Annotated in this window: 20 protein-coding genes and 1 pseudogene; 13 read left to right on the top strand and 8 right to left on the bottom strand. The window is 61.5% G+C overall.

Annotated features, from left to right (window positions below):
- The first annotated feature begins 515 nt into the window (after window positions 1–515).
- Both ABEA12_RS16255 and ABEA12_RS18750 read left to right on the top strand, forming a co-directional pair.
- A complete protein-coding gene (locus ABEA12_RS16255; RefSeq protein ID WP_210100385.1) occupies window positions 516–926 on the top strand; it encodes a hypothetical protein in 411 nt (136 codons plus the stop codon).
- 351 nt (window positions 927–1,277) lie between these two features.
- Complete coding sequence (locus tag ABEA12_RS18750) at window positions 1,278–1,535, top strand: rhomboid family intramembrane serine protease (RefSeq protein WP_425571795.1); 258 nt, start codon at window positions 1,278–1,280, stop codon at window positions 1,533–1,535.
- 1,403 nt (window positions 1,536–2,938) lie between these two features.
- Here ABEA12_RS18750 and ABEA12_RS16250 read toward each other — a convergent pair.
- Window positions 2,939–3,466, bottom strand: coding sequence for a DUF427 domain-containing protein (locus tag ABEA12_RS16250; protein WP_210100383.1), 528 nt, complete (start codon window positions 3,464–3,466; stop codon window positions 2,939–2,941).
- Window positions 3,467–3,962: 496 nt separating this feature from the next.
- On the opposite strand from ABEA12_RS16250, the gene ABEA12_RS16245 reads away from it, so the two are divergent.
- The 8 genes from ABEA12_RS16245 (at window position 3,963) to ABEA12_RS16210 (ending at window position 13,888) form a co-directional block, all read left to right on the top strand.
- Window positions 3,963–5,312 (top strand): APC family permease, encoded by a 1,350-nt coding sequence (locus ABEA12_RS16245; protein WP_210100382.1) that lies wholly within the window; start codon window positions 3,963–3,965, stop codon window positions 5,310–5,312.
- Window positions 5,313–5,446: 134 nt separating this feature from the next.
- A complete protein-coding gene (locus tag ABEA12_RS16240; RefSeq protein ID WP_210100381.1) occupies window positions 5,447–5,689 on the top strand; it encodes an SHOCT domain-containing protein in 243 nt (80 codons plus the stop codon).
- Window positions 5,686–7,176: a multicopper oxidase family protein gene (locus ABEA12_RS16235; protein ID WP_210100380.1), complete on the top strand. Its 1,491-nt coding sequence runs from the start codon at window positions 5,686–5,688 to the stop codon at window positions 7,174–7,176. Before ABEA12_RS16240 ends, ABEA12_RS16235 begins: the two co-directional genes overlap by 4 nt.
- A gap of 1,016 nt (window positions 7,177–8,192) precedes the next feature.
- Entirely contained in the window at window positions 8,193–8,822 is a 630-nt protein-coding gene (locus ABEA12_RS16230; protein WP_210100379.1) for a DUF305 domain-containing protein, read from the top strand.
- A 126-nt stretch (window positions 8,823–8,948) separates the two neighbouring features.
- Entirely contained in the window at window positions 8,949–9,821 is an 873-nt protein-coding gene (locus tag ABEA12_RS16225) for a F510_1955 family glycosylhydrolase (protein ID WP_345468961.1), read from the top strand.
- 191 nt (window positions 9,822–10,012) lie between these two features.
- Complete coding sequence (locus tag ABEA12_RS16220) at window positions 10,013–10,501, top strand: GNAT family N-acetyltransferase (protein WP_210100378.1); 489 nt, start codon at window positions 10,013–10,015, stop codon at window positions 10,499–10,501.
- A gap of 437 nt (window positions 10,502–10,938) precedes the next feature.
- On the top strand, window positions 10,939–12,987 hold the full coding sequence (locus ABEA12_RS16215; RefSeq protein WP_345468964.1) for a copper-translocating P-type ATPase: 2,049 nt from the start codon (window positions 10,939–10,941) through the stop codon (window positions 12,985–12,987).
- 652 nt (window positions 12,988–13,639) lie between these two features.
- Window positions 13,640–13,888, top strand: a complete 249-nt coding sequence (locus ABEA12_RS16210) for a hypothetical protein (RefSeq protein WP_210100376.1) — start codon at window positions 13,640–13,642, stop codon at window positions 13,886–13,888.
- Window positions 13,889–14,033: 145 nt separating this feature from the next.
- Here the strand turns inward: ABEA12_RS16210 and ABEA12_RS16205 are convergent, their stop codons facing one another.
- The 3 genes from ABEA12_RS16205 to ABEA12_RS16195 form a co-directional block, all read right to left on the bottom strand.
- Window positions 14,034–14,423, bottom strand: coding sequence for a VOC family protein (locus ABEA12_RS16205; protein ID WP_210100375.1), 390 nt, complete (start codon window positions 14,421–14,423; stop codon window positions 14,034–14,036).
- Window positions 14,424–14,665: 242 nt separating this feature from the next.
- Window positions 14,666–15,094, bottom strand: a complete 429-nt coding sequence (locus ABEA12_RS16200; RefSeq protein WP_210100374.1) for an HIT family protein — start codon at window positions 15,092–15,094, stop codon at window positions 14,666–14,668.
- Entirely contained in the window at window positions 15,091–16,251 is a 1,161-nt protein-coding gene (locus tag ABEA12_RS16195) for an NAD(P)-dependent alcohol dehydrogenase (RefSeq protein ID WP_210100373.1), read from the bottom strand. Before ABEA12_RS16195 ends, ABEA12_RS16200 begins: the two co-directional genes overlap by 4 nt.
- A gap of 357 nt (window positions 16,252–16,608) precedes the next feature.
- On the opposite strand from ABEA12_RS16195, the gene ABEA12_RS16190 reads away from it, so the two are divergent.
- Both ABEA12_RS16190 and ABEA12_RS16185 read left to right on the top strand, forming a co-directional pair.
- Entirely contained in the window at window positions 16,609–17,481 is an 873-nt protein-coding gene (locus ABEA12_RS16190; protein ID WP_210100372.1) for a hypothetical protein, read from the top strand.
- 582 nt (window positions 17,482–18,063) lie between these two features.
- Complete coding sequence (locus ABEA12_RS16185; protein WP_210100371.1) at window positions 18,064–18,684, top strand: PepSY domain-containing protein; 621 nt, start codon at window positions 18,064–18,066, stop codon at window positions 18,682–18,684.
- A gap of 232 nt (window positions 18,685–18,916) precedes the next feature.
- On the opposite strand, the pseudogene ABEA12_RS16180 reads toward ABEA12_RS16185, so the two are convergent.
- Window positions 18,917–20,220, bottom strand: a pseudogene (locus ABEA12_RS16180) (ISL3 family transposase).
- Window positions 20,221–20,557: 337 nt separating this feature from the next.
- On the opposite strand from ABEA12_RS16180, the gene ABEA12_RS16175 reads away from it, so the two are divergent.
- Window positions 20,558–20,821 (top strand): type II toxin-antitoxin system RelE family toxin, encoded by a 264-nt coding sequence (locus tag ABEA12_RS16175; RefSeq protein ID WP_210100370.1) that lies wholly within the window; start codon window positions 20,558–20,560, stop codon window positions 20,819–20,821.
- Between the two features lie 482 nt (window positions 20,822–21,303).
- Here the strand turns inward: ABEA12_RS16175 and ABEA12_RS16170 are convergent, their stop codons facing one another.
- The 3 genes from ABEA12_RS16170 to ABEA12_RS16160 are packed head-to-tail and all read right to left on the bottom strand — an operon-like array spanning window position 21,304 to window position 24,310.
- Complete coding sequence (locus tag ABEA12_RS16170; RefSeq protein ID WP_210100369.1) at window positions 21,304–22,170, bottom strand: ABC transporter ATP-binding protein; 867 nt, start codon at window positions 22,168–22,170, stop codon at window positions 21,304–21,306.
- Window positions 22,167–23,258: a FecCD family ABC transporter permease gene (locus tag ABEA12_RS16165; protein ID WP_345468958.1), complete on the bottom strand. Its 1,092-nt coding sequence runs from the start codon at window positions 23,256–23,258 to the stop codon at window positions 22,167–22,169. The genes ABEA12_RS16170 and ABEA12_RS16165 overlap by 4 nt, the downstream gene beginning before the upstream one ends.
- Entirely contained in the window at window positions 23,255–24,310 is a 1,056-nt protein-coding gene (locus tag ABEA12_RS16160; protein ID WP_345468956.1) for a FecCD family ABC transporter permease, read from the bottom strand. Before ABEA12_RS16160 ends, ABEA12_RS16165 begins: the two co-directional genes overlap by 4 nt.
- Window positions 24,311–24,356: the final 46 nt, after the last annotated feature.

Here is a 24,356-nt window from a genome sequence, read left to right as displayed (position 1 = left end):
GTCCGACCCCACGCCGCCGGGTCAGGCCGCGAAGCCATGCCCAAAAACGCCGGTTCCGAGATCCCCAAACATTTTCCGGGAAAAACCCGAAAAGGACTTGCGAAAAAGATAGGGGCACCCCCCGGTCGCACATAGAGCTCACGAGGGATTCGTCAGTGCACCCCGAGGATTCGGTTAACGAGGCATGAATCCACCGCCAGACGAGCATCGACCGGGAGCCGGGAACCAGCTAGGCTCTGAGAAACCGCGGGGGCCCCGGGTACCGAGGAGCCACCGCTTCCCTTCCCGGATATATTGTCCGGCCTGCCCAAACCATCCACAACACGGGAGTCGCCTTGGCAGAAGAGATCGCCGAAGCCTATGCGCATGAGCGCGTCCTTTTGCTGCGCGACCTTGAAGCACATGACGCGCACCAATAGTCACACCCGAGCTTGTGCCCAGGGTAGGATGTGCGCTAGGTTGCAGCCCACCTATTGATGCCGTTCGAACTTGGCGTGGCTGGAATGATCGCGCGCATGTTCACTTCCCGTTTCAGCTTCGATCGGCTCGCGCTGAAGTGGGCCACGCACTATCGCCGGACACCAACCGAAATCATGCAAGCGCTGTCGACCACAAGCGTTGGTGCATTCAATGTCCCCGGTGCGGGCCCCATGGCTCCTTTATGTCATTTAGCGATCCACGCATACGACATTCGCGGCCCGCTGGGGATCAACACTCCGATCGACCCGGCAACCGCAGAGCTGGTGCTCGATGAGATCACCCAGGGAAAGCACGCCGTCCCTTCGACAAGATACGACGGGCTTCGCCTGGAGGCCGTTGACTCGGACTGGAGCATCGGCCAAGGCTTGAACGCCAGAGGACCAGTCGGGGGCGTTGATGAGTGCCTTGAGCGGTCGCGCAACCGCTGTCAACCAGATTCTCGGTGATGGGACCGTTGCATTTCGCAGTCGACTCGTATGAGCCCCCTACATGGTGAACGCGCGAGGCTTCAAGACGAAAAGACCGATAAACAAAGCCCAGGGCACCCCTAACCACGTGTCCGTCGGGGTAGCGGAAAGTCGTCGTATGTCTCGATTGCACCGATGGTGCCAGAGTGAAAACCGGAGGGCCCGCGCAACACTGAATTCGGTCCATCGACCACTGGGCCCGGGGCAAGTGCCGAGACCCAAATTACCCTGGCTGCCGGCATTCTGGCGCTCTTGGTTCCGCGGTTGGCGACCGCTCTGAAGCAGAATCCGTGCGACATCGCGCACGGGTAACGGTGGAGCTCGCTCAGTCTGATATTCATTCAGGGATACAGGCCTTGGCAGTTCTTATTCAACCTGCCGGGGGTCATCGTGGTGGGCAGCGCCGTAGGGCGTCGCGATGGATGGTGGCGTTGGATCGTGGTGTGCGTCTTTTCAGGTACCGCTACCGGCCTGGTCGCGCCGCTGTGCTTGCCGCACCGGGTTGATTCCGGATCGTCGGCGGCAGTTGCCGGGCCGATCGGGGCGCTTGCAGTGCCTATGGGGGCACCGGATCCCTCGCCGCCGTGATCAGACATGATGAAAGGAGGATTCGTTGCTGTTTACCTCGGGGCGCTTGCGTTGGGCGGTCCCGTTGCCGGAGCTGTGTTTGGAACAATCGTTATCCCGGCGTTCGTGATAGCCCGGAGAATTGCTGGAAGCCTCCTTCTTCGCATCGGAGCAACCACCGTTATTTTTCTCGCGACTCTCGCCATGCCTATCGGGGGTGAATCACGCGGGGTGGGGTTGGCTGTGGGAATGATTATCTCGGAGTTGCTGCACCCACGAATAACGCCGGTCGGCGGTGGGACGAGTCCCTGAGGGCGAAGGGCACCCCAAAGGAAATAAGAGTGGGTGGGTATCAAAACATCAACCGTCCTCTTCAGCCTTCCAGGGGGGTGCGTCAAGGGGCTCGAAACAACATCCATGAACAAACGGGACATTGTTGCCTTACTTTTCTTTGGCCAACCTAGCCGTTCCGGCGGGGCCTTGGAAACCGTCCGTGTGCACCGAAAGGATGTTCGCCGCAATCGATCGGCCAGCTGCACCAAAACGTCCGCGGTGGCATGATACTCGTCGATGCGCAGTGCCCGTCCTGCTCGATGGTGCCCCCAAAGCACCTTCCGGCAGGACGGACACATGTAGTTGTTCGGTGCCGGCTGGTGTTCGGATTGGTCTTTCTTGGCTGTACGGCCGAGTCGGCGAGCTTCTCGCATAGGGGTCCGAGTGTGGTTCGGCACAACAACGGCACTTCTCATCGATGAAAGTTGCTTGCACGACGGCGAATTTGCAGGCTTCGAAAACAATATAATCAGCTTCACCCTGGCCATCCATCAGCAGGGGGCCTTGCGACAATCCCCTGCGCGCATCCCGCCGAACGCTTCCTGAGCGATTACAAGGCACCGTATCCACAAAGTTGCGGCGCGTGCCCTTCTGGAACTACCACCGTGGAGGACGACGCTTCACACCCAAGCATCCACGAGCTCCGGAGCGGCGACCTCACAGTCAGTGTGAAGCAGCGAGGAATCAGCTGCGGACCGGTGGTTATGCGAAGCCGGATCCCGGCTTGCCCGGGTCGTATTCCTGAGCTGGTGGCTTCGATGATTCCGTGGATTGAACTTTGAAGAACAGTCCTCCTTGCCTTTCGCCAGTCAATCCCGGACATCCTCACGCGGCTGTCGACAAGGTGGCGAGCGATGAAGCAAATTCCCGGCCTGGTCAGGAAAAGGAGCCAAGCGCCATGGGAAGCCGATGACCGCCCTGCGTAGCACGGTCATACCAGATCGGTCACCGCTACCCCCTACCCGAACGGCTCCACGTGAACCGTGGCACATTGATTCCGGACCAAACCAGCTCCGAAAGCTGCAACCTGGGTGGGGAGCGCTAGTATTCGCAGCTGGTCGATGATTCGGCCCTGGCCAGCAGAAAGGCCTCTACCACCCGGCCGTACCCGGCCCGCCCTTGAACGGACCAGTGATCCAAGGGGTGATCCATCCCCCGTAGAAGTCACCATCCTGGAACTTCACCTGCTCGCCATCGATCTCGCAGGATTCCATGAGCCCCGGGTAGAGCGCAACACGGGAACCGAGAGCCTCGAAACCCTGTGTCGGCTCGGGGTAGGTCCATGCCGCCCGGGAAGCGACGGATCCTCCTGCCACCACGTCGAAATACTGTGCCCTACCTTTGAACTCGCAGAAGCTGGTGCCTTCAACCGGGGATAGCACGCCTTTTTCGAATGCCGCCCTCGGCAAGTAGTAGACCGGTGGATGGCTCGTCTCCAGGACCCGGACGGCCCCGGTGCTGTCGGCAATCACCTCGCCGCCAAACCTTACGATGATCCGTTCGGATCGAGGTTCCACCCTCGGCGGCCGCGGATAGTCCCACACGGATTCTTGGCCGGGTCCGGGCTTGATGGGCTTGGGATATCGACTGGAGCCTGAAAAACCGTGGATGGAAGTCATGGGTCCATCTTGCACCCTCGAAGGGGTGGCTGGTGAAAAAGAATATCCGACGATCGCAGGAGGCGGCAGAGCGCAGGCCCTTGGACTTCGCGGGCTCCATCGCTCCGGGGCAAGTCGAAGCAATGTCCCGTATTCGGGACATCGCCCGGATGAACGACCGAACGGATCAAATGCTATAGCGAACACTCGATGTCTGCCACCGAGCAGCTTGGAGCATACACTGTCAGGTGGTCTACTCTGCTGCGGAAAATTCTTGGTTTGTCTCTCCGAACACCATTTCCGACACGCCCTCGAACGAGTCGTCAACTGGCGTCGGATATCCGCTTCTTCTGGACGGGAACGGTTGGGCGATCGGCTCCAGAAAAACCTGTTCCTAGGGTGCTGCGAGTTCCAAGAAACCCGCTATGCGCAACGTACCGAGGCGTTGCCCCAGCAAGCCATCCACCATACGGTTGCAATATTCCCAAGGTCCTTCACCGCAGGAAAGGAACGATTCGTGAAAAACGGTTCCCGTCCAAAGGAACAACAAAAACTATCACTGACCGGCTCGGTGGCCCTGGGCACGGGCGTGATGATCGGTGCCGGGATCTTCGCCCTCGTGGGACAGGTCGCCGAATTGGCAGGCGACTTGGTCCCTTGGGCCTTCTTCGCCGGTGCCGTGGTCGTCGGGTTCAGTTCCTACTCCTACATCCGATACTCCGCCACCAACCCATCCTCCGGGGGAATCGCGATGCTGCTTAAGGCAGCCTATGGTCCGGGCGTAGTCGCTGGCTCACTGTCCCTGTTCATGTTTGTCTCGATGGTTCTGGCCGAAAGCCTGCTGGGCCGAACTTTCGGCACCTACCTGTTGCGGCCCTTCGGATTACAGGACTCCACGATCTTGGTGCCGGTCCTCGCCGTTGCTGCCATCGCGGCTGCGGCATTGGTGAACATGGTCGGAAACAAATGGGTGGAAGGCTCGGCGACGGTGACCGCCGCCATCAAGATCATCGGGATTGCCGTGTTGGCCATCGGGGGGATCCTGGCAGCCGGAGTCTCATCGCTCGGGAGGCTTTTCGCCATTTCCGAGCGCACCGCTCCCGAGTCGGGGTGGTGGGGATTTCCGGCCGGGGTCGCGTTGTGCATTCTGGCCTACAAGGGCTTCACCACGATTACCAACCAAGGCGGGGACGTACGTGAGCCCAAGCGCAATATCGGCAGATCCATCATTATTTCCATCAGCCTGTGCACCGTGCTCTACCTGCTCATCACCGTGGCTGTCACCGGAAGCCTCACCGTCCCGCAAATCGTCGAAGCCCGGGACTATGCCTTGGCAGCGGCGGCCGAGCCGATGTTCGGATCCTGGGGAATGGCACTCACCGTTGGCATCGCCGTGATCGCCACGCTTTCAGGCCTGATTGCCAGCTTGTACTCCGTGTCCAAGCTCTATGCCATGCTCCGCGAGATGGGCCAGGTCCCGGGAGCGAAAGACAACAACGGGCACCAATCACTGTTCATCACCGCGGGGCTAGCCATCGTACTGGCAGCATTCTTCGACCTGTCCCAGATCGCAGCCCTGGGCGCCATTCTCTATCTGGTGATGGACCTCGGCATCCACTGGGGAATGATTCGTCACCTGCGTAACGAGGTGCAAGCCAAAAAGTGGATCCCGTGGGTGGCGATCGTGCTGGATCTCGCCGTGCTGGTCCCCTTCGTCGTGCTTCGGGCACGCTCAGATCCCTTCACGGTGGTCATAACCGTGGCGGTGGCCACGGTTATCGTGATCGCTCAGTGGCTGGTCGTGCGTCATCGTGGGCAAGGGAATACGAAGACCCACAGAACCTCCGACCAACAAAGCAGCAATTAAAGGTCCTCCGGGATGGATATCACCTGCATCGACGCTCGTTGGGACAAGGCACCCGAACGCCAGTGACCACCCGCGGCAAGACGAGCGGTTCCTATACAACCAATGCACGGCTGAAAGACGAAGGAGCACAAATCATGATGTACGGCGATGGAATGGGCGGAATCTGGTGGATATGGATTTTTGGGCTGCTACTGGTGGTTGGGGTGCTTATCCTTTTGGTTGTCCTGGTGAAGGCCCTATCAGGTAGGTCATCAAACCACGGCAACACGGGCCGCAGCCGAGGGAGGGAAATACTCGATGAACGCTACGCACGCGGAGAACTGAGCACCGAGGAATACCGCGAACGACTCACTGCACTTGAAGAAGGTGACAGATGAGCCCGATGACCCGGCGTCAGCTGCTGGCAGCGGGCGCCGCCGGGGCAGCCGCCGTCGTCATCGGCGGGACCGGTTTGTGGTGGACGACCAATAAACTACGCGGGTATTCGAGCGGAGAGAGGCTCATAGAGCCCCAGGTGCTGAGCAGCAGTGAACGCTTGTTGGACATTAGGTTGACCGCTGCCCCGGCTCAAATCCAAGTCGGTGGTCGCCGGGCTTCTGTCCAGGCCTTCAACAACTCCCTGCCTGGACCAACCTGGCGAGTGAGGCCCGGGGACACGATCCGGGTGGCACTGACCAACTCCCTGGAAGCCCCGACGAACCTGCACGTACACGGACTGCAGGTTTCTCCCGAAGGCAACGGCGATAATCCTTTCGTGAGCGTGCTCCCCGGCGAGACCTTCGACTACGAGTTCACCCTGGCCAAGGACCACCCACCGGGCACGTACTGGTATCACCCGCACCACCACGGGCACGTTGCCGAGCAGATCGCCGCCGGACTCTACGGAGCGATCATCGTAGAGGACCCCGAACCGGTCCCGGTGAGCAATGAGCGGGTCCTGGTGATCTCGGATCTTTCCCTTGACGCGTCCGGGAATCTGGCTCCGGTGGGTCCGATGCAGCGGATGATGGGTCGAGAGGGCGAAATAGTGCTGGTCAACGGCCAGGTCCATCCCCGGCTAAGCGCGGGGTCCGGGGAAAGGGAACGCTGGCGGATTGTCAATGCTTGCCCCTCGCGCTATCTTCGGCTGCATCTGGATGGCCAAAAAGTCCGGCTGCTGAGTCGCGACTTCGGCCGCCTCCCAGCTCCAGAGGAGATCTCTGAAGTTGTTTTGGCCCCCGGGAACCGGATTGAGCTGCTTGTGGAAACACGCGAAGGGCTTTCGCCGCTGGTGGCGACACCGGTGGACCGGGGCGGAATGGGATCCATGGGTGGCGGAATGATGCAAGAAGGCAACGTTTCCGCTGGTGATGAGCCCGTGGAGTTGCTTTCCTTGGCTGTCTCCGGAGCGTCGGGCACAGCGCCGGCACCCGTTCCCAACGGCCCACCCATGAAAGATTTGCGCGAACAGCCAATTAGCGCCCGCCACACCCTAGATTTTGGCATGGGCATGGGTGGATCCATGATGGGCGGCGGGGGTGGTGAAGCGAACGGCTCCATGATGTCTTTTACCATCAACGGCAAGGAATTCGATGCCGAACGAACCGACACGGTGGTATCGAGAGGCACGGTGCAGGAATGGACCCTAAGGAACTCCAGTCCAATGGACCACCCCATGCATCTGCATGTTTGGCCCATGCAAGTTATCGAAAGCGGAACCCAAGACCTTTCGACGCCCAGGTGGCAGGACGTGGTGAATATTCCTGCCCATTCAGAGGTGAAAGTCCTCATTTCCTTTGAGCCCCTCATCGGTCGAACCGTCTACCACTGCCACATCCTGGACCACGAGGACCAAGGAATGATGGGTATCCTCGACGTTCGATGAGGCCAAAGAATCAACCGCCTATCCCTTGTCACTTTGACACAGGGATTCCCGCCGTGCCGGGGCCCTTGCGCTCCTGCGTCGTGTGGGTTACCGGCAGTGCACTCCACTGTCGACGCGCCAGGCAGCCACCATGGTTCGGTTTCTGGGCTGCCGCGGGCCTCACCTATTCGTGCGCGCTCCATCATCGACACGCAGTCCCTAGCCCATGCATCTGGGAACATCGAGGTGGGAACGGCGCAGTTTCATCGACGTGCATCTGCCTGTGTGGCCGCTGAAGGAAGTTGGACGGGCTGTCTTTGGCCGGTTCGTTGATATCCAGAAATCAGCGATCTGCGCCCATGGATCACGGCCGCACGCCGCACGAGCGACAGGCCCGGTGGTCCTGATGACACATCATGTCCCATCAGGCCGTAAAGTAGTTCAGGGCAAGAGTGAGGAAAGGGTGATGAACGTGGGCAAACGCGTAGCAACCCTGTCCCGGAGCATTCGTCCTGTCTTGGCTTTGGTGGCTCTGTTCCTTGGGCTATTGGGGATGCATACCCTCGGCGTTGACCACCACGTACCTGACACCACGCACCTGATGTCCGTGGTTTCCACCGAGCAATCCCATCTCCCCTATACGGCGCCGTTTTCCACCCAGCACACGCTCTTCGCTCCTTCCGGGCAGCAAAGCGTCGACAGTTACCCCTCATCCCTTGAATCCGGCTCCCTCACGGGCTTGGAGACCGCAATGCTTGGCATGTGCGTCCTTGGCTTGGCCGTGGGCGCGTTCTGCTTCTATATCAGGCCCACCTCTTGTCGGCCGAATCCGGGCAGGGGCCTAACGGCACCGCCTGCCCTATGGGTTCCCCGGGAGCGCATCTACCGGCCGCCTTCGCTGGTTCAACTTTCGATCAGTCGTAGATAAAAATCAGTGACACGGGGTATTCCCCGGTCCTGCCTTTGTCGTACCCGCTTCGTGTGACCGAAGCGGAGGATCATCTGTTGAAACCGCTTATCCGCGAAGGATCAATACCATGAAGAACCGTACTTTGCTGTATCCCCTTGCCCTGGCCATCGCCGCCGGACTGACCCTGTCGGGATGCGTCCCAGCACCAAGCGAACCCAACTCTGCGCCCACAGCCACCACCGCTTCCAGCACGGATAATGGCACCCCAGCAGCATCGGCCCCTGCCGCCGCGACTGAGCACAACGAAGCGGACACCATGTTTGCCCAGATGATGCTTCCCCACCATGAACAAGCCATCACCATGAGTGACATGATGCTGGCCAAGGGAACCTCGATCGATAGTTCCATCCGGGACTTGGCCACGGACATCAAGGCCGCCCAAGGACCGGAAATCGAAAAGATGAACAGCTGGCTGAGCCTCTGGAACGAACCGGCCTCGGCGGGGACGATGGGGCACTCCATGGAGGGAATGCTGGGAGATGACGAGCTGGCCGCCCTTGATGCCGCGCAGGGCACCGAAGCGACTCGGCTCTTTCTGACCCAGATGATCGGCCACCACAAGGGTGCGGTGCAAATGGCCGAGGACGCGATCGCCGACGGTTCCAATCCCGAGGTCATTTCCCTAGCCACATCGGTGGTCAAGGACCAACAGGCAGAGATCAAGGCCATGGAAGAGCTGCTCCAGGATTACAAGTAGCACCTGCTTCCCGCAGACCGGCCCCGAGGCCGGCCTGCCAACACATCATCAGTGAACCGTGCGGGTCTTGGCGAGCCCGCGACCCGCGCAGGCAGGATTGTTCCCTGCCCTTTATCCTGGAGAACCATGTCTTTCAACCTGTCCACTTTTCGCCGTGCCCGTCCCCGGGCTGCGGCATCAATCACCGTGCTCGCGATGCTGGGACTAACCGCCTGTGGCACCGCGACACCGGCAAGCACCAATGAGGCCCCACCGACCGACCTTTACGGGCACATCCACGCCATCAGCATTGAGGAATCGACCCAACGGGTTCTGTTGGCCACCCACAACGGCCTCTTCGATGCCAGCGGCACCGTTCCCAAGAAGATCGGGCCAACACTGGATTTGATGGGTTTCACGGTCTCCCCCACCGGAACGTTCTATGCCTCCGGCCATCCCGGGCCGGGCAGCGACCTGCCCAATCCGCTGGGGTTGATGGAATCAACCGACAGCGGGGAAACCTGGGTACCGCTCTCCCTGCAGGGTCAATCTGACTTTCATGCCCTCACCGCCAATCGAGACGCAATCATCGGCTTTGACGGGAAACTGCGCACCACCAGTGACGGCAAGAAATGGGTCGATGACGGACCCATGGCACCAACCCCTTATGCCTTGGTTTCGAGCCCCCAGAGTGCCGTGGTCCTTGCCACCACGGAAGAAGGGTTGTGGCGATCTGCGGACAGCGGAGAAACCTGGTCGGCTCCCAGCGGCGGGCCCAAGCTCCTGACTGCCGCCTTCGCCGATTCGAACACAGTGCTCGGCGTCACCCCTGAAGGAAGCGTGTACCTAAGCAATGATGCCGGGCTTTCATGGGAAGCATTGGGGGCAGAGGTAGGACCAGCCACCACCATGGGCGCCATCAGCACCGAGGAGGGAACCTTGCTGGTGTGGATGGACCTGGAACGGGGCGTGGTGAAGTTTAGCTATGACGGGAAGACCCTCACCGAGGTCGCCCCATGAACCGCGTGACAGAGCATCTTTCCCATGCACGATCCCTCGTGATGGTCAGGACGGCAACGGAAGGCGAACTTCGCTCGATGGCCACCGATATGATCCGATATCTCCCCCATGGGCTCTTCCCCCGGCTCGGACGACACTTCGTCAGGCGTTGGATGAGAACTTTTCTCACGCAACGACATGGAATCGCCATCGTGGCGGTAAGCAACGATGCTGAGCAACAACAGCTCGGCTTCTTGATCGGTTCCACCAACCAAGTGCTCCATGTCGCAGATGTACTGGGAAACCATCGCTGGTCCCTTCTGTTCTCGGGGCTCACGGCACTCTCCGTTCGTCCCCGTGTGCTTCTGGACTTCGTGAAAACCAGGGCAAGCCCTTACCTGAAGAGAACATTTGGGCGCAGGGCAGCACCCACGCAGTTGCGTCCGACGGAATCGGCTACCGCCGTGATCATCTCTCTTGTTGTGCTACCTATGTTCCGCGGAGGCGGCATCGGTGAGTTGCTCGTGGAGGAGTTCCTCGAACGAGCTCGGGAAGCCCGTTCAAGCAAAGCCGAGCTGGTGACCACGGCAGGGCCCAGCGGCGCCGGAGACTTTTACGACAAGATCGGGTGGGATCGGGTGGAAGAGCATTCGTCGAAAGATGGCACCCACATCCACACTTACCGCCACGACTTGGATTAGTCAGGATCAGCCGCCCGTTGACATCGATTCATAACCCATGCGATGTCGATTCCGAACGGGGACGCTCCAGGTGCGTCTATCCCCTGCTGCGGGGCTGAGACCCGGGCCGGTTGACGGTTGGCGCATTCATCCGGTGTCCAAGGACGCCGGGGAACCCCCAAGGGTTGCCTCAAGATACCCCATGGGGGTATCTTGAGGCCAATGGATACAGACAAGTGGCTGGTCCGCCTCGGCCTTGGAACCATCAAGCCGATCGAACCCCGGACGCTTTGGGTCCAGTCGCTCCGTCCTTGAATCAGAAACACGAACACCGGCGCCACCTGTAGCCGAATGATGATGCCCAACAAGCACTGAAGAATACGAAACGCTCCCGCCGACCAAGGAGAGTCATGGAAGATCACAGCAACCCACACGGTTTCCAGAAGTCGAAGTCGGACATGGACCATGCAGCCCACGGACACGCGGGCTCACCTCAAGATGAACATGCGGTGCACAGCCAGGGTGAACATGCCGGGCACAGCACCGCCATGTTCAAGAACCGGTTCTGGCTGACCTTGGGGCTATCGATTCCAGTGGTTCTCTTCAGCCCCATGTTGGGCGATCTCCTGGGCTACACCCCGCCCATATTTCCCGGCTCAGCCTGGATTTCCCCGCTGTTGGGCACGGTGATCTTCATCTACGGCGGTCAGCCCTTCCTCTCCGGTGGATGGAAGGAAATCAAGACCAAGCAGCCGGGCATGATGCTGCTGATTTCGATGGCCATCACGGTGGCTTTCATCGCCTCGTGGGCGACCAGTCTGGGAATCGGCGGTTTCGACCTGGACTTCTGGTGGGAACTGGCGCTGCTGGTGACGATCATGTTGCTGGGGCATTGGATAGAAATGCGTGCCTTGGGTTCGGCCCGGGGGGCGTTGGATGCCTTGGCGGCCTTGTTGCCCGATGAAGCTGAACGGGTCATCGACGGCGGCACCGAAACGATCAGCATCGCCGAATTGGCTGCCGGGGATATCGTCTTGGTGCGTTCCGGGGGTCGCCTTCCTGCCGACGGTGTCATCACCGAAGGCACGGTGGAGGTCGATGAGTCGATGATCACCGGTGAGTCCAAAGCGGTTCCCCGTACAGTTGGCGATCCCGTGGTGGCGGGAACCGTGGCCACCGACAGTTCCCTGCGTTTGCGGGTCAGCGCCGTTGGCGAAGAAACCGCCCTGGCCGGAATCCAGCGGCTGGTGGCCGAGGCCCAAGGTTCAACCTCCCGCGCCCAAGCGCTGGCCGACCGTGCGGCAGCGTTCCTGTTCTACTTCGCTGCCGGGACAGGAATCATCACCTTCATCGTCTGGTCCTTGCTGGGCAGCGTCCCGGATGCCGTGGTGCGCACCGTCACGGTCCTGGTGATCGCCTGCCCACATGCTCTAGGGCTGGCTATTCCACTGGTGATTGCGATTTCCACCGAACGTGCCGCCCGTGCCGGGGTACTGATCAAGGACAGGATGGCGCTGGAGCGGATGCGCACCATTGATGTGGTCCTGTTCGATAAGACAGGAACCCTGACCAAGGGCGAGCCTGCCCTCACTGGTGCCACGGGGATCCGGGGCATGGCAACTGATGAGCTATTGGCTCTTGCTGCTGCCGTGGAGTCGGACAGCGAGCATCCCGTGGCTCGGGCCATCGTCAACGCCGCCCAAAAATCGGGTACCGCCATGCCCGGTGCCTCGGGATTCCAATCCATGACCGGACGAGGCGTCCAGGCGACCGTCAACGGCTCCACCATCGCTGTGGGTGGACCGACGCTCCTGACGGAGCTGAACCTCACTGAGCCCGTGGACATCGCCGTAGAAACCACGGTGTGGAAGGAACGCGGCGCTTCGGTACTGCACGTCATCCGGGATGGCTCAGTGATTGGGGCCGTTGCCTTGGAGGACGAGGTTCGTGAGGAATCCCGCCACGCGGTCAAGGCCTTGCAGGATCGGGGTGTCAAGGTCGCGATGATCACCGGGGACGCACGGCAGGTGGCTCGCTCCGTGGCTACTGAACTTCACATCGACGAGGTTTTCGCAGAGGTCCTCCCCCAGGACAAGGACCAGAAGGTTGCCGAGCTGCAAGATCGAGGGCTGAAGGTTGCCATGGTGGGTGACGGGGTCAACGACGCTCCGGCACTGGCTCGTGCTGAGGTTGGTATCGCCATTGGCGCGGGAACCGACGTCGCCATGGAATCCGCCGGAGTGGTCTTGGCTGGCAATGACCCTCGGGCAGTGTTGTCCATGATGGATCTCTCGAAGGCGAGTTACCGCAAAATGTGGCAGAACCTGGTGTGGGCCACAGGCTACAACATCATTGCTGTTCCGTTGGCTGCCGGGGTGTTCGCGTTTGCCGGTTTCGTGCTATCCCCTGCCGCCGGAGCCGTGCTGATGTCCCTGTCAACCATTGTGGTGGCCCTCAACGCCCAGTTGCTGCGCCGCCTCAAGCTCAATCCGGCCGATGTCCAATAACCCGACAGCCCCGGGAGGAGAACAGCCTCAACTTCTGGCCCTGTCGTTCTCCCGTATTCGCCTGTCCGAAGGTATTTGCGGAGGACAGGAAAAGGCGAAGGCGTTTGCCGGAACCAACGGAACAGAGCTTCCAAGGGTGCACGCTTGAGAACGGTCTGATCGATTTAACCGTGGTCACACCAGTCTTGCGACGTCCCAGCTCCCAAAGACAATGCGACTACTTTGGCGGTGGCCCGCTACAGGTAGCGGAAGCTTGAATGATTCGACCAGGTGACTTCGGCAATACCCTGCAGAGGTGTTCCTGATGCGGCTGCGCCCCGGAGAGCGTGCCTGTGATGGATCGGTATTCGATATCCAGATCATTCATGCGCTGATGTCGTTGGCCTGTGGCAGGGCATGGTGCCTGGACCAGCAACCGAGTCCTAGCCGGACGCCAAGATGCGTCGTGGAAGCTCGGTCGCAATAGCTACGGTGATCATGGGTTTGCTAGTCGTTTCCATGGCGGTACAGGTATGGTTCCTGCCCCCTTAGGTGCGCAGCGTCAGCGCAGTATTCCCGAAGGTCCAACCGATTGCTGCACTCTCCATTGCCTGGGGGTGTTCTGGCCATCGCCTGCTATCAGGTTGCAGGCATCATTGGGCAACGAGCGGCCGTGCACGAGCGCACCCATCCATCCGAGTCGGCCAGTAGCCGGCTCCGGGCCATGGTCGGCTTCTTTCTGGCATTCATCGTGCTCGTTGCCGTGGATTCCATCGCGCTGGACATGACGATCATCGCGACTCCTGGTGTAATGATCGGGCGCATCGGCGGTGGGATCCTGGCTGCCGTTGCCGCGCTCACTCTTGCCGTGTGCATGGAGAACCGGCACTGTGAGCGCGTGACCGGCCCGCTTGGCCGTTGATCCAATCCAGTGGCGCCATCATCAGGGGAACGTGTCAGTGCCCGTTCAGCCTATGCACACCGCTCGATTGGTGATTCCGAGGACATGGAGCGGAACAACCTACTGCTGACACTGGAATCGACAGAGCCGGGCAGACCGCGGGTGATCACTGCGACGCGCGCTCTGCGTCGCTGCGCAGGATGCAGAATTCGTTACCCTCCGGATCAGCGAGCACAATCCACCCCGATCCGTCCGGACGCCGCCGATCAGCGACCATGGTGGATCCCAGCTCCAACAGGCGCTCGAGTTCCAGATCCCTGGTGCCTGCAGCGGGCTTGAGGTCCAGATGCACACGGTTCTTGACCTGCTTGGTGTCGGGGACCTCGATGAACAGCAGTCGCTGAGCACCGTCAATGGAGAAAATCATGCACTCCTCGTCGCCCGGGTTGTTCGGATCACCAGGATCCTCGACGAAGCCAAGCACTGCGCCCCAGAAGACCGACGAGGCGAAGGCATCGAGGCTGTCGAATGACGTGTGTGAGATCAGAGCAGTCATGGTTTTCAGCCTAGGTGCGCTCCAACACGGAGTCCAGCATTGCGTTCGCGGGTGCACACCGGTCGATTCGAAGCACTGCTCGCTCGGGGTTCCCCTCCAAAGGAACGTGTACGGTTTCCAGGTACCGACCGTGATCCACAGGTAGATGTTCCGCAGTATCCCGCTGCGTCGTTCGACCCGTCCCGGTGATGATCAGCGAACTGGTCTTTGCTTCTCATCCCCGGGAGGCGAACCGGGGAAGATCAGCTGATCGGGACGTGCTCCGCGTGGCCGTCTTCGCGCAATGCCTTGCGAAGCTTCTCCGCGTTCTGGTCCATGACCACCGGGTCCGGGTTGGTGTCGGCCCGGGCCAAATCGAAGTCCGCAAGCGAGTTGGTCGGCCACACGTGCACGTGCAGGTGCGGCACCTCGAACCCGGCAACCATCAACCCGGCGCGCTCGGAACCAAAGGCGCGCACCTGGGCGCGACCGATCTTGCCGGCGACCTCAATGAGGTGGTTGACCAGCCCGGCGGGGGCCTGGGTCCATTTGTCGACTTCTTCGCGCGGGACCACCAGGGTATGGCCGTCGGTGATCGGGCCGATGGTCAAAAACGCGACGGCGTGCTCATCGTTCCAGATGAAGCGGCCCGGGATCTCCCCGTTGATGATCTTGGTGAACAGCGTGCTCATGCATCCTCCTTGGCTGGGTCGCCCAATGTGGCGAGATCTAGGACAAACCTGTATTTCACGTCACCGGCGACCATGCGGTCCCAGGCCTCGTTGACCGAGCGGGCATCGACGAGCTCGATGTCGCTGGTGATCGAATGCTCTGCGCAGAAGTCCAGCATTTCCTGGGTCTCGGCGATCGATCCGATCAACGAGCCGGTGTAGCTCAGGCGCTTGAAGATCAGCGCCCCGGCGTCGATGCCCGGCATGGGGCCTTCGGGCAGCGAGAGCTGCACCAGGGCGCCGTCGCGCTTGAGGGTACGCAGGTATGTGCCGAGCTCGTGCGGGACCGCAACGGTGTCAATGAGAAGGTGAAGGGAATCTGCGGCCGCTTCCAGCTGCGCAGTGTCCGTGCTGTTCACGACGGTTTCGGCACCTAGCCCCAGCGCCGATTCGCGCTTGTCCTCGCTGCGGGTGAACACCGTGACGTGTGCGCCCATGGCCGCGGCAAGTTTCACCGCCATGTGTCCTAGCCCGCCCAGGCCCAACACTCCGACCTTGCTGCCCGGGCCCACGTTGTGGTGGCGCAGCGGTGAGTAGCTGGTGATCCCGGCGCACAACAGCGGGGCGGCGGAGGCCGGATCCAGGGATTCGGGGATGTTCAGCACAAAGTCGCGGTTCACCACGATCTGCTGGCTGTAGCCGCCCTGGGTGTATTCACCGGTGTTCGGGTCCGAGGCCCCGTAGGTTCCTACGCTGTTGGGGCAGAACTGTTCAAGTCCCTCGCGGCAGGCCTCGCAGGCGCGGCACGAGTCAACCAGGCAGCCCACGCCCACCCGGGCGCCGATGTCCAGGTCCCGCACCTGCCCGCCAACTTCGCGGACGGTGCCGACCATCTCGTGACCGGGGACCAGCGGCAACTCCTTGGCTCCCCATTCGCCGCGTCCGGCGTGGACGTCGGAATGGCACAGTCCGCAGAATTCCAAGTCGATGACGACATCGCGGGCACCGGGGAAACGGCGTTCGATGTGAAATTTCGTGAGCGGGCCGTCCTCTAGCTCAATGCCCAGTGCGAGCACCTGGCGCGGAACGGCACTATTGGTAAGCGCCGTCGTTGCCGTTGCGTGCTTCTTGATGCGTTGTACTGCGTTTAGCGGTGGGGGAACCGGGCGACCAATCATGCTCTCGAACTTACCCCGTACGGGAGCATTGGTGCCAGCGCGCTGCCCGCTCCTGCGGTCCGAATCCATCACGGAGGGCCCCGCCACTATCCGTTTGCTCGGGCTCCTGCTCCCAAGGGGGGATTTGAAAAAAGATGTCCGACAGCCGTGTGAGGCAGCTAAGAGTTTCCCGTGGCCACTTGATGCTTTATTCGCCCTGAGGTATCGGTACCCTGCGCCGTATCAGGGGCGGTCAACGGAGCAGTCCGGAATTTGGGCTGTACGGTGGTGGGCCCGCTCGTGGGACACTCGAGGTTGCTGGTCTCCGACTGCAGGTCGGATAAGTTTGCAGGATCATCTTGGAAGGTATGCAAGCGAATGGACGGAGCGATCATGGAATTAGGACCGAATAACTTGTTGGAACTTCGGCGCGCGAGCGATGCTCAGAATCCGTGGTTCCTCGACCTTGTTCAGCCGGAGGTTGGCGGCGGCCGGTTCGATCTGGGCCAACTCTCAGAGATCGACGCCAGCCCGGGAGCGGTTGCTCTCCGTGTCAGCGGCTTGGACCAGTCCACGTTTGAGCGGTTGGTCTCCAGCTACGGAACTCAGTTCAAGGCGATTGAGTTTTGGAAGTGCCCCAAGCTGGAAGACTTGACACCCCTTGAGGACCTGTCGGGACTCCGAATGGTCTCGTTCTACTGGAATCAGCGATCAGCGCGTCTTTGGAACCTTGCGCGCAATCCGCAGCTGACGGCGATGCGCCTAGAAGACTTCACGCGGCTCCACCGCTTAGATGACCTCTGCGCAGGACAAGCGTTAAAGGAGCTCGTCCTGGGTGACGCCGTAAGGAGGAAGTCGACCTTCGAGACCCTGGAGCCATTGGTCACGCTCACAGGACTGGTAAGCCTAAGTCTGCACCCGAAGCGCATAGACGATGGACGAGTTCAGCCTCTTGGTTCCCTCAAGAACGTTGAGAGGCTATCGATCCCAACCAACCTATTCACAACCGAACAGATTGCTTGGCTTCGAGCACAACTGCCTGAATCCGTTGAATCTAACGCGCTGGCCGCACTGCTTCCCCTGGCGACGCCCTTGGAACTCGACGGCAAGGCGAGAGATGTTCTGCTGATTGGGAAGCACAAACCGTTCCTCAACTCGAAACTAGACGCTGCGCGAATTCACAATCACGTTCTGAGGTTCGAAGAAATGGTCACCACCTTTCGCGGCGCCCCGGGCCTGGACCCCGCGTGACCGCTGGAAGAGAACCCAAGGCCGTCCTCAATTTTCGCCCGGCCGCCCGGCAGAAAGCAGAAAGTTCGTCCCAGTAGAGGTTCTCAGACGGACGAGTCTGATCGGCTTCGAGACAGCAGCTTCGAATCAGGGGTAAACGCTTTGATCGCTCACGCTAACGTCGGACATTTCACGTTGTCACAAACCACCCCAGAAGGAAGGCTCCACGACCGACGAGCTCGAGGAACTCAAGCAGTTGCGCGCTGAAAACCGTGACCTAACGGTGCAGATCAAGCGAATAAGAGCTGAAGGCACCGGAGTCGTCGTGTGCGGATGGTGAGCGCCGCCTCTGTTCGCGGACCTGCGGCTCGGGCATTACAGGCCCACTCAGAAGAAGGCTCAGTGTTAGTGGTGGCTTGCATGATAGGACGAGCCCCCACAGGTATCAACCGCATATTTTCGGTCTCGATAAAAGGTGCGAATAAAGCAACTGAGATATCGCTGTGACTGTCCTTGCCGCGACCCAAACGGCGGACTAGTGTGGGTCGAACCAGGCCATCCCAACGTCGGTCTGCCGCTTGATTTCCAACGAAAGAGAGTGCCATGCGTATATTCAACGGACTGGCCTTGTTCGCCTCCGCCAACCTTGCTATGGTCTCGGGCGGCTCTGATGCGGACCCCATTGGTGAACCGACCGCGTCCAGCGAAGTCCCCGCATCCAGCGCTGCATCGCCCACGGATACTCCGACACCCACGAATAACGATACGCACCGTGACCTGGTCGATCAGCCACCGGGCAAGTCCTGGCAGGATGCCTTGGAAGCGGCCCGCGGTGAGTTTACCGGCGACCCGTCGAAAATCGAATTAGAAACCAATGATGGCGGGACAATTGAATACAAGATCGAGCTGAAGTCCGCGGACACTGAATATACCGTGGAGTATGATGCAGAGACCTTGGAGAAGCTCTCCGAAGAGAAGGAAAGCCTCGGAGGCGAAGCGGCCGAGGAACCGAAACAAACCTTCGACCCGGATTCCCTTATCGGCCTCAAGGAGGCTGTTGCCACGGCACGCGGTGAGCAGGCGGGAACCATTACGTCGTGGAAGATCGAGGGGCAGGGCGACGGGCGAGCCAAATACGAATTCGATATTCTCCCGGAGGGAAGCACTCAGGACATTGAGGTAGAAATCGACGCGAAGGACGGAACGGTCATCGCCGACTCATGAGGCACACGCACGGATGACTATTCGTGAATGCACTAAACGGCGCCCAAGCGGTATCTCTCTTGCGCGACTATGCCGAAACTCGGGACCAGGAATCCGAAGGGTGGCACAGGATCCACGAAAATGTTCTCATCCCTAGCACCTAGAGCGATCCTTGGACTGCGTAGGTTCTGAATAAATGCCCGGGAATGGTTCCAATTGCTGACAATAAAGGCTCTCCTGACATATCCGTGGGTCATCCCCGCCCCGGAAGCACCGGTCTGTGACCTCCAAGGCTGAGCATCGCCAGACTGATCAAAGCATCCGGTGATTTGAATCCGAAGGCGATCCGGGTGATGAGTCTGATTTTGGTGTTCATGGATTCGATGCGCCCGTTGGATAGCCCGTGCTCGATCGATGCCAAGATGCTGGAGCGGTGCTTGACGATGCTGCGTTGGAGTTTCACAAACGCAGGAATCCTGCACCTCCTGGCCCAACTCACCCAACGATCAAGAGCCACCATGGCCTCCGGGTAGGGCAGCTTGAAGACGGTGCGAAGGCCTTCTTTTAGGTAGTAGGCCCGACCCAAGGTCGGGTCGGTCTCCACGATCCAAGCCAGCTTCACCTGTTGCTTGTCGGTGAGGTCTTCAGGGTTCTTCCAGAGTGCGTAGCGACTGTTTTTCAGCTTCTTCGCCCGCTCACTATCCGGTCGTGGTGCGGCATCTTTCGCTGGTCGCCCGCGGCCGCGGGCTGGTTCGGTTTTTGTGGCTGTTTGGCGGGCCCGGTTCCAGGCGGTTCGACGTTCCTCATCCAAGGCCCCGGTGGCCCATTGGACTACGTGAAACGGATCAGCCACACGGACAGCGTTGGGGCAGCGTTCGGCCACGACGGTGGCGATCCAGTTCGCGGCATCGGCGGAAACATGCGTGATTTGGGCGGATCGTTCCTCCCCTAGGGCGTCAAAGAATTTTCGTAAGGTGGCCTTGTCACGGCCCGGCGATGCCCAGATGAGGCGGCCGGAGTCGTGGTCCACGACAACGTCTCAGGTACTCGTGTCCGCGCTTGTAGGAGATCTCGTCAATGCCGATCCGCTTGAGGTTCGCAAAGGGGTCAAAGGTCTTGGCGGTGTCCTTCCAGACGCGGTCAATGATCGCGCCCACGGTACGCCAGGCGATACGCATCAATTCGGTGACGGCGCTCTTGGATGTTTGAGTGGCCAGCCACGCGACTTGCTGGTCAAAGAGCAGTGTATGGCCGCACTTGGTGGCGGGCCCACGGGACTGCGGCTACGGTGACTCCATGCTGGGGGCAACGCACTCGTGGCGCTTCGGCGAGAAGGTACGTTGGGAAGGTTCCCAGATCTAGGGTGCGCCACCTTCTGGGACCTTCGCCGCGGTCGTAGCGGGGACAGCGCCGGGAACATATACCGCACCGGTTTCGCATGGACTTCAGTGGGCTGACCGTGGCGATGAAAGCGCTGGTTTCCTCATCGAAGTCCAGGTCTTGGACCCTGGTCTTTTCGACACCGAGCATGGTGGCCCATATGCTTGTTTTCTGCACGCCGTTTTCCTACCTTGATTTTTGTTCCTTGACAGTCAAAAATCCTAGGTAGAGAGCGGCGTGTGGGCGTTAAAGCTCGCGGGTCACGCCCACGGAAGAGTCACAAGAGCCACAATAAATGGCAATTCAGACGACTTCCAAGCAATGGTTGGAGTGTAGTTGTAACTACATGTATTCACTGTGAAAGAGAATCGCATGCCAACTTCGGTTCGTCTATCTCATGAGACCGAGGAACGCCTTGACCTGCTGGAGTGGGAGTACTCCGTGGCTTAGAATGCCGTGGATATCCGTGCTGGCCATCGCCAGACGGTGCCCAGCGATGACGTAAGGCGCGCTCTTGGCTTGGAGGGTTGAGTATGACCCTGAAGCCGTCAAAGCCTTAAAGCAGATGGATAAGCCGGTAGCTACGCGCATCATGGATTACCTGGATGAGATGGCGGCATCGAACGACCCCCGTGCTCGCGCCAAACCGCACCAAGGCCCTCTGAGAGGGTTGCGGCGCTATCGGGTCGGTGACGACCGCATAGTCTGCGGAGTCATCGACGGCGATTTCACCATCATTGCCCTCGACCTTGGCCACCGCTCAAAAATCTACCTCTAGCCAGTCCGGCGTCGTCGAATCATTGAAGTGGGGAAGCTGCCAGAGCTCGCCCTGGCGACATCAAGAAAGCTGGGGCTGGGCGGAGAGAACATCGTGAACTCCCTCCCGGCAAAGGCCGGCGAGGCTTCTGCGGGTAGTAGACCACAGGCAGCTTCGCCCGATGTCCAGCCGAACCCGGAAGCGGCAACGTACGAACCATTCAACGCTCGTTGCAATGGGCGTTGAGTCTGCGAAAGCGCAGCCTTGGTATCGTCACGGCGAGCTTGCATGTCCAGCAAACCGTTCCTCTCCGGAACATCAGCGCCACAAGGTCCCAAAACCTCAATTTCCCACCCAGCGGCACCGGCTGCCGACGCTGTACCGGCGCGGCGCAGGGATCGAAGCGTAATACTGGATCACTACTCAGCGTCGATATTTGTCGGGCGGGGACAGCTACAGGAATACCGGGTCTGAGCCGATCATGATCATGTGCTTGGCGCCACCTACTCTACCGATGGCGCCCGAGTCCGGGTCCCGGCCCCTACTGCGGCCAGGGACTCAGACCGAGTCCCGGTGCCCAGCGGAATGACATGGGGGCGCCCGGCGACCGGGTCGGTCACCACCTGTGCGGACAGCCCGAAAATTTCCAGTAGCCCCCGCTCGGTGACGACCTCGGCCGGGGAGCCCTGGGAATGGATCCGGCCCTGGCGCATCGCAACCATGTGGTCCGAATAGCGGGCAGCCAGCGAGATGTCATGCAGGACCATGACGATGGTGCGCCCGTGCTCGCGGTTAAGCCGCTGCACCAGTTCCAGGAGCTCGACCTGGTGGGCCAGGTCCAGGAAACTGGTGGGCTCGTCGAGCAGCACAATGTCGGTTTCCTGGGCCAGCACCATCGAAATCCACGCGCGCTGTCGCTGCCCGCCGGACAGCTCGTCTAACGGCACGTCGGCCAGCGCGGCGATGCCGGTGGCCTCCAGCGCGCCGGCAACTACGCGCTCGTCGCCAAGGGAGAACTGTTGGTACCAGCGTTGGCGCGGGTTCCTTCCGCGCGAGACCAGATCCGCCACGGTCAGTCCCGCCGGCGCCGTCGGGTTCTGCGGCAGCATGCCCAACCGAGTCGCCACCGAGCGAGTCGGTTGGGCTTGCAGCGGCTGCCCATCGAGCAGCACCCGCCCGGAGCGCGGGACCATCAGCCGGGCCATGGCGCGCAACAGGGTCGACTTGCCGCAGCCATTGGGGCCGATGATTGAGGTCACCGCCCCGTCGGGCACGGCCAAGCTGAGCCGGTGTACGATGTCCTCGCCGTCGTAGCCCAGCGTCACCCCTTCCACCCTGAGGCGGGATGCTTCCAATGCGCCCGAAATCATGTCGTCCTCCGTTGGTGTTTAAGGATCAGATACATCAGGAACGGCGCTCCGAGCACCGCGGTAGCCACACCCACCGGCAGCGGGATGGCCAGCAGGTTCGCCGCGACCACGTCGGAGAGCAGCACGAAGAGCGCGCCGACCAAGGCGGAGGAGCCCACCGGCGGCAGCACCGCCCCGCAGAGCAGCCGGGCGATCTGCGGTGCGGCCAGCGCCACAAAAGCGATCGGCCCGCCCACCACGGTCGCGACCGCGGCCAGCAGCACCGCCAGCACCAGGGCTACGGTGCGCACCACGCCGATTCGCGAGCCCAGAGCGAGCGCGACGTCGTCGCCCAGGCTTGACAGGGCCAGCCCGCGGCCCATGCCCAACGCCGCGAGCAGCAGCACCGCCCCGGCCAGCGCCAGCGGGGCCACCAGCGCCCATTCCTTGCCGTTGAGCGAGCCCATCATCCATGTCAGGGCCAGCCCCGCGCTGGTGACATCACCTAGGGTCAGCATCCAAGTGGTCAGGCTGGCGGCGAGACCGGAGACGCCCAACCCGACCAGGATAAGGCGCTGGCTTTCGATGCCGCGGCGGTAGGCCAGCAGGTACACCGCTCCGCCGCTGAGCAGCCCGGCCGCGAAGGCCGCCGCCGGCATGCCCAGCATCGCGGCGGCTCCGCTTAGCCCGGCATGCCCGCCGCCGGTCAGAACCAGCACGCCCACCGCGCCCACCGCGGCGCCGGAGGTCACTCCGAGCACGTCGGGGCTGGCCAGCGGGTTGCGGGCCACGGTCTGGGTCAACGCCCCGGCCGCGGCCAGACAGGTCCCCACCAGAACGGCGGCGGCCATGCGCGGGGCACGGAACTCGGTGGCGGCCAGGTGCACCAGCGGATTGGAGTCGTCGCCCAGCAGGGCGCGCACCACCTCGCCGAAAGCCAGCGGGGTACCACCGAAGGCGATATGCAGAGCCATGCTGGCCAGCACCAGCGGGAGCAGCAACAGCGTCACGGCCAGGGTGCGCGGGTCCGCGCGCAGCGACACCGGCCCGACGCGCAGCGCCCGCACGGAGGAAAAGTGCGTGCCGGTCCCTGTCGTCTCCGCGCTCACAGGGCCACCAGTCTTTTCCGCCGGGCTAACCGGACAAAGAGCGGTGCCCCGATCACGGCCAGTACGACGCCGACGGAGAGTTCCCCGGGCCGGGCCACGACCCGGCCGGTCGTATCGGCGAGCAGCACCAGGGTGGCGCCGGCCATTAGCGAGAAGGGCATCAGCCAGCGGTGGTCTCCGCCCATCGCGGCGCGCGCCAGGTGAGGGACGATCAGCCCGGCAAAGGCGATCGGGCCGGCCAGGGTCACCGCCGAGCCGGAGAGAAGTGCGATGGCGGCGATGCCAACGATGCGCGAGCACAACACCGGCGTGCCCAGCGCGGTTGCCGTGTCCTCGCCCAGGGCCAGGGTGTTCAGCGCGCCGAGGTTCACCACGGCCAGCAGCAGGCCGGCGAGGATAAAGGGGGCCACCAGTTCTAGGCCACCGTCCCGTCCGGCCAGCGAGCCGATCTGCCAGAACCGCAGCGTGTCCAGCGCCTCTTCGTCGAGCAGCACCAATCCGGACACCAGCCCGCTGCACAGTGCCGTCACCGCGGCCCCGGCCAGCACCAGGGTGATCGGGGTTGCCCCGTGCCGGCTGGCGGATCCGAGCAGGAACACGACGACGCTGGCCACCAAGGCACCGGTGAAGGCGAGGGTGGCCTCGACGCCTGCAGCCTGCTGTCCCCACAATGTGGTTGCAGCCACAATCGCCAGCGCAGCGCCCTGGTTGATGCCCAGCAGTCCCGGATCGGCGATCGGGTTGCGTGTGTGGCCCTGGACAAGCGTTCCGGCCAACCCAAGGCAGGCGCCCACCACGATCCCGGTCAGGGTGCGCGGCCAACGCAGTTCGCGAATTGTTACATCCATGACGGTCCCGGACGGTGCGGCAATGGCGTGCCATGCCTCAGCCAGCGAGGAGGGCTGGCCACCGATGCAGATGCTGGCGACCAGTGCCAGCAGCAGGGCCGTCGCGGCGAGCCCGAGGCGGCGCAGGCGGCGGGCCCGCTCGACGGGACGGCCGCCGGTACCAGGTGTGACGGGCGCCTGTGTTGCAGTGGCGAGGACGGGCACAACAACAACTCCCTTTTCTATTACGAAACAATTGCATGCCCTATAT

Origin of the sequence: Paeniglutamicibacter antarcticus, assembly GCF_039544305.1 — a bacterium.
GTDB lineage: Bacteria > Actinomycetota > Actinomycetes > Actinomycetales > Micrococcaceae > Paeniglutamicibacter > Paeniglutamicibacter antarcticus_C.
Note: the sequence above shows the minus strand (reverse complement) of the source record. Positions and strands in the feature narration are given on the sequence as shown.

Coding starts and splice junctions, on each gene's coding strand:
- ABEA12_RS16255 (WP_210100385.1), top strand. CDS start 516: ATGTTCACTTCCCGTTTCAGCTTCGATCGGCTCGCGCTGAAGTGGGCC.
- ABEA12_RS16250 (WP_210100383.1), bottom strand. CDS start 3,466: ATGACTTCCATCCACGGTTTTTCAGGCTCCAGTCGATATCCCAAGCCC.
- ABEA12_RS16240 (WP_210100381.1), top strand. CDS start 5,447: ATGATGTACGGCGATGGAATGGGCGGAATCTGGTGGATATGGATTTTT.
- ABEA12_RS16235 (WP_210100380.1), top strand. CDS start 5,686: ATGAGCCCGATGACCCGGCGTCAGCTGCTGGCAGCGGGCGCCGCCGGG.
- ABEA12_RS16230 (WP_210100379.1), top strand. CDS start 8,193: ATGAAGAACCGTACTTTGCTGTATCCCCTTGCCCTGGCCATCGCCGCC.
- ABEA12_RS16225 (WP_345468961.1), top strand. CDS start 8,949: ATGTCTTTCAACCTGTCCACTTTTCGCCGTGCCCGTCCCCGGGCTGCG.
- ABEA12_RS16215 (WP_345468964.1), top strand. CDS start 10,939: ATGGACCATGCAGCCCACGGACACGCGGGCTCACCTCAAGATGAACAT.
- ABEA12_RS16205 (WP_210100375.1), bottom strand. CDS start 14,423: ATGACTGCTCTGATCTCACACACGTCATTCGACAGCCTCGATGCCTTC.
- ABEA12_RS16200 (WP_210100374.1), bottom strand. CDS start 15,094: ATGAGCACGCTGTTCACCAAGATCATCAACGGGGAGATCCCGGGCCGC.
- ABEA12_RS16195 (WP_210100373.1), bottom strand. CDS start 16,251: ATGATTGGTCGCCCGGTTCCCCCACCGCTAAACGCAGTACAACGCATC.
- ABEA12_RS16190 (WP_210100372.1), top strand. CDS start 16,609: ATGGACGGAGCGATCATGGAATTAGGACCGAATAACTTGTTGGAACTT.
- ABEA12_RS16185 (WP_210100371.1), top strand. CDS start 18,064: ATGCGTATATTCAACGGACTGGCCTTGTTCGCCTCCGCCAACCTTGCT.
- ABEA12_RS16170 (WP_210100369.1), bottom strand. CDS start 22,170: ATGATTTCGGGCGCATTGGAAGCATCCCGCCTCAGGGTGGAAGGGGTG.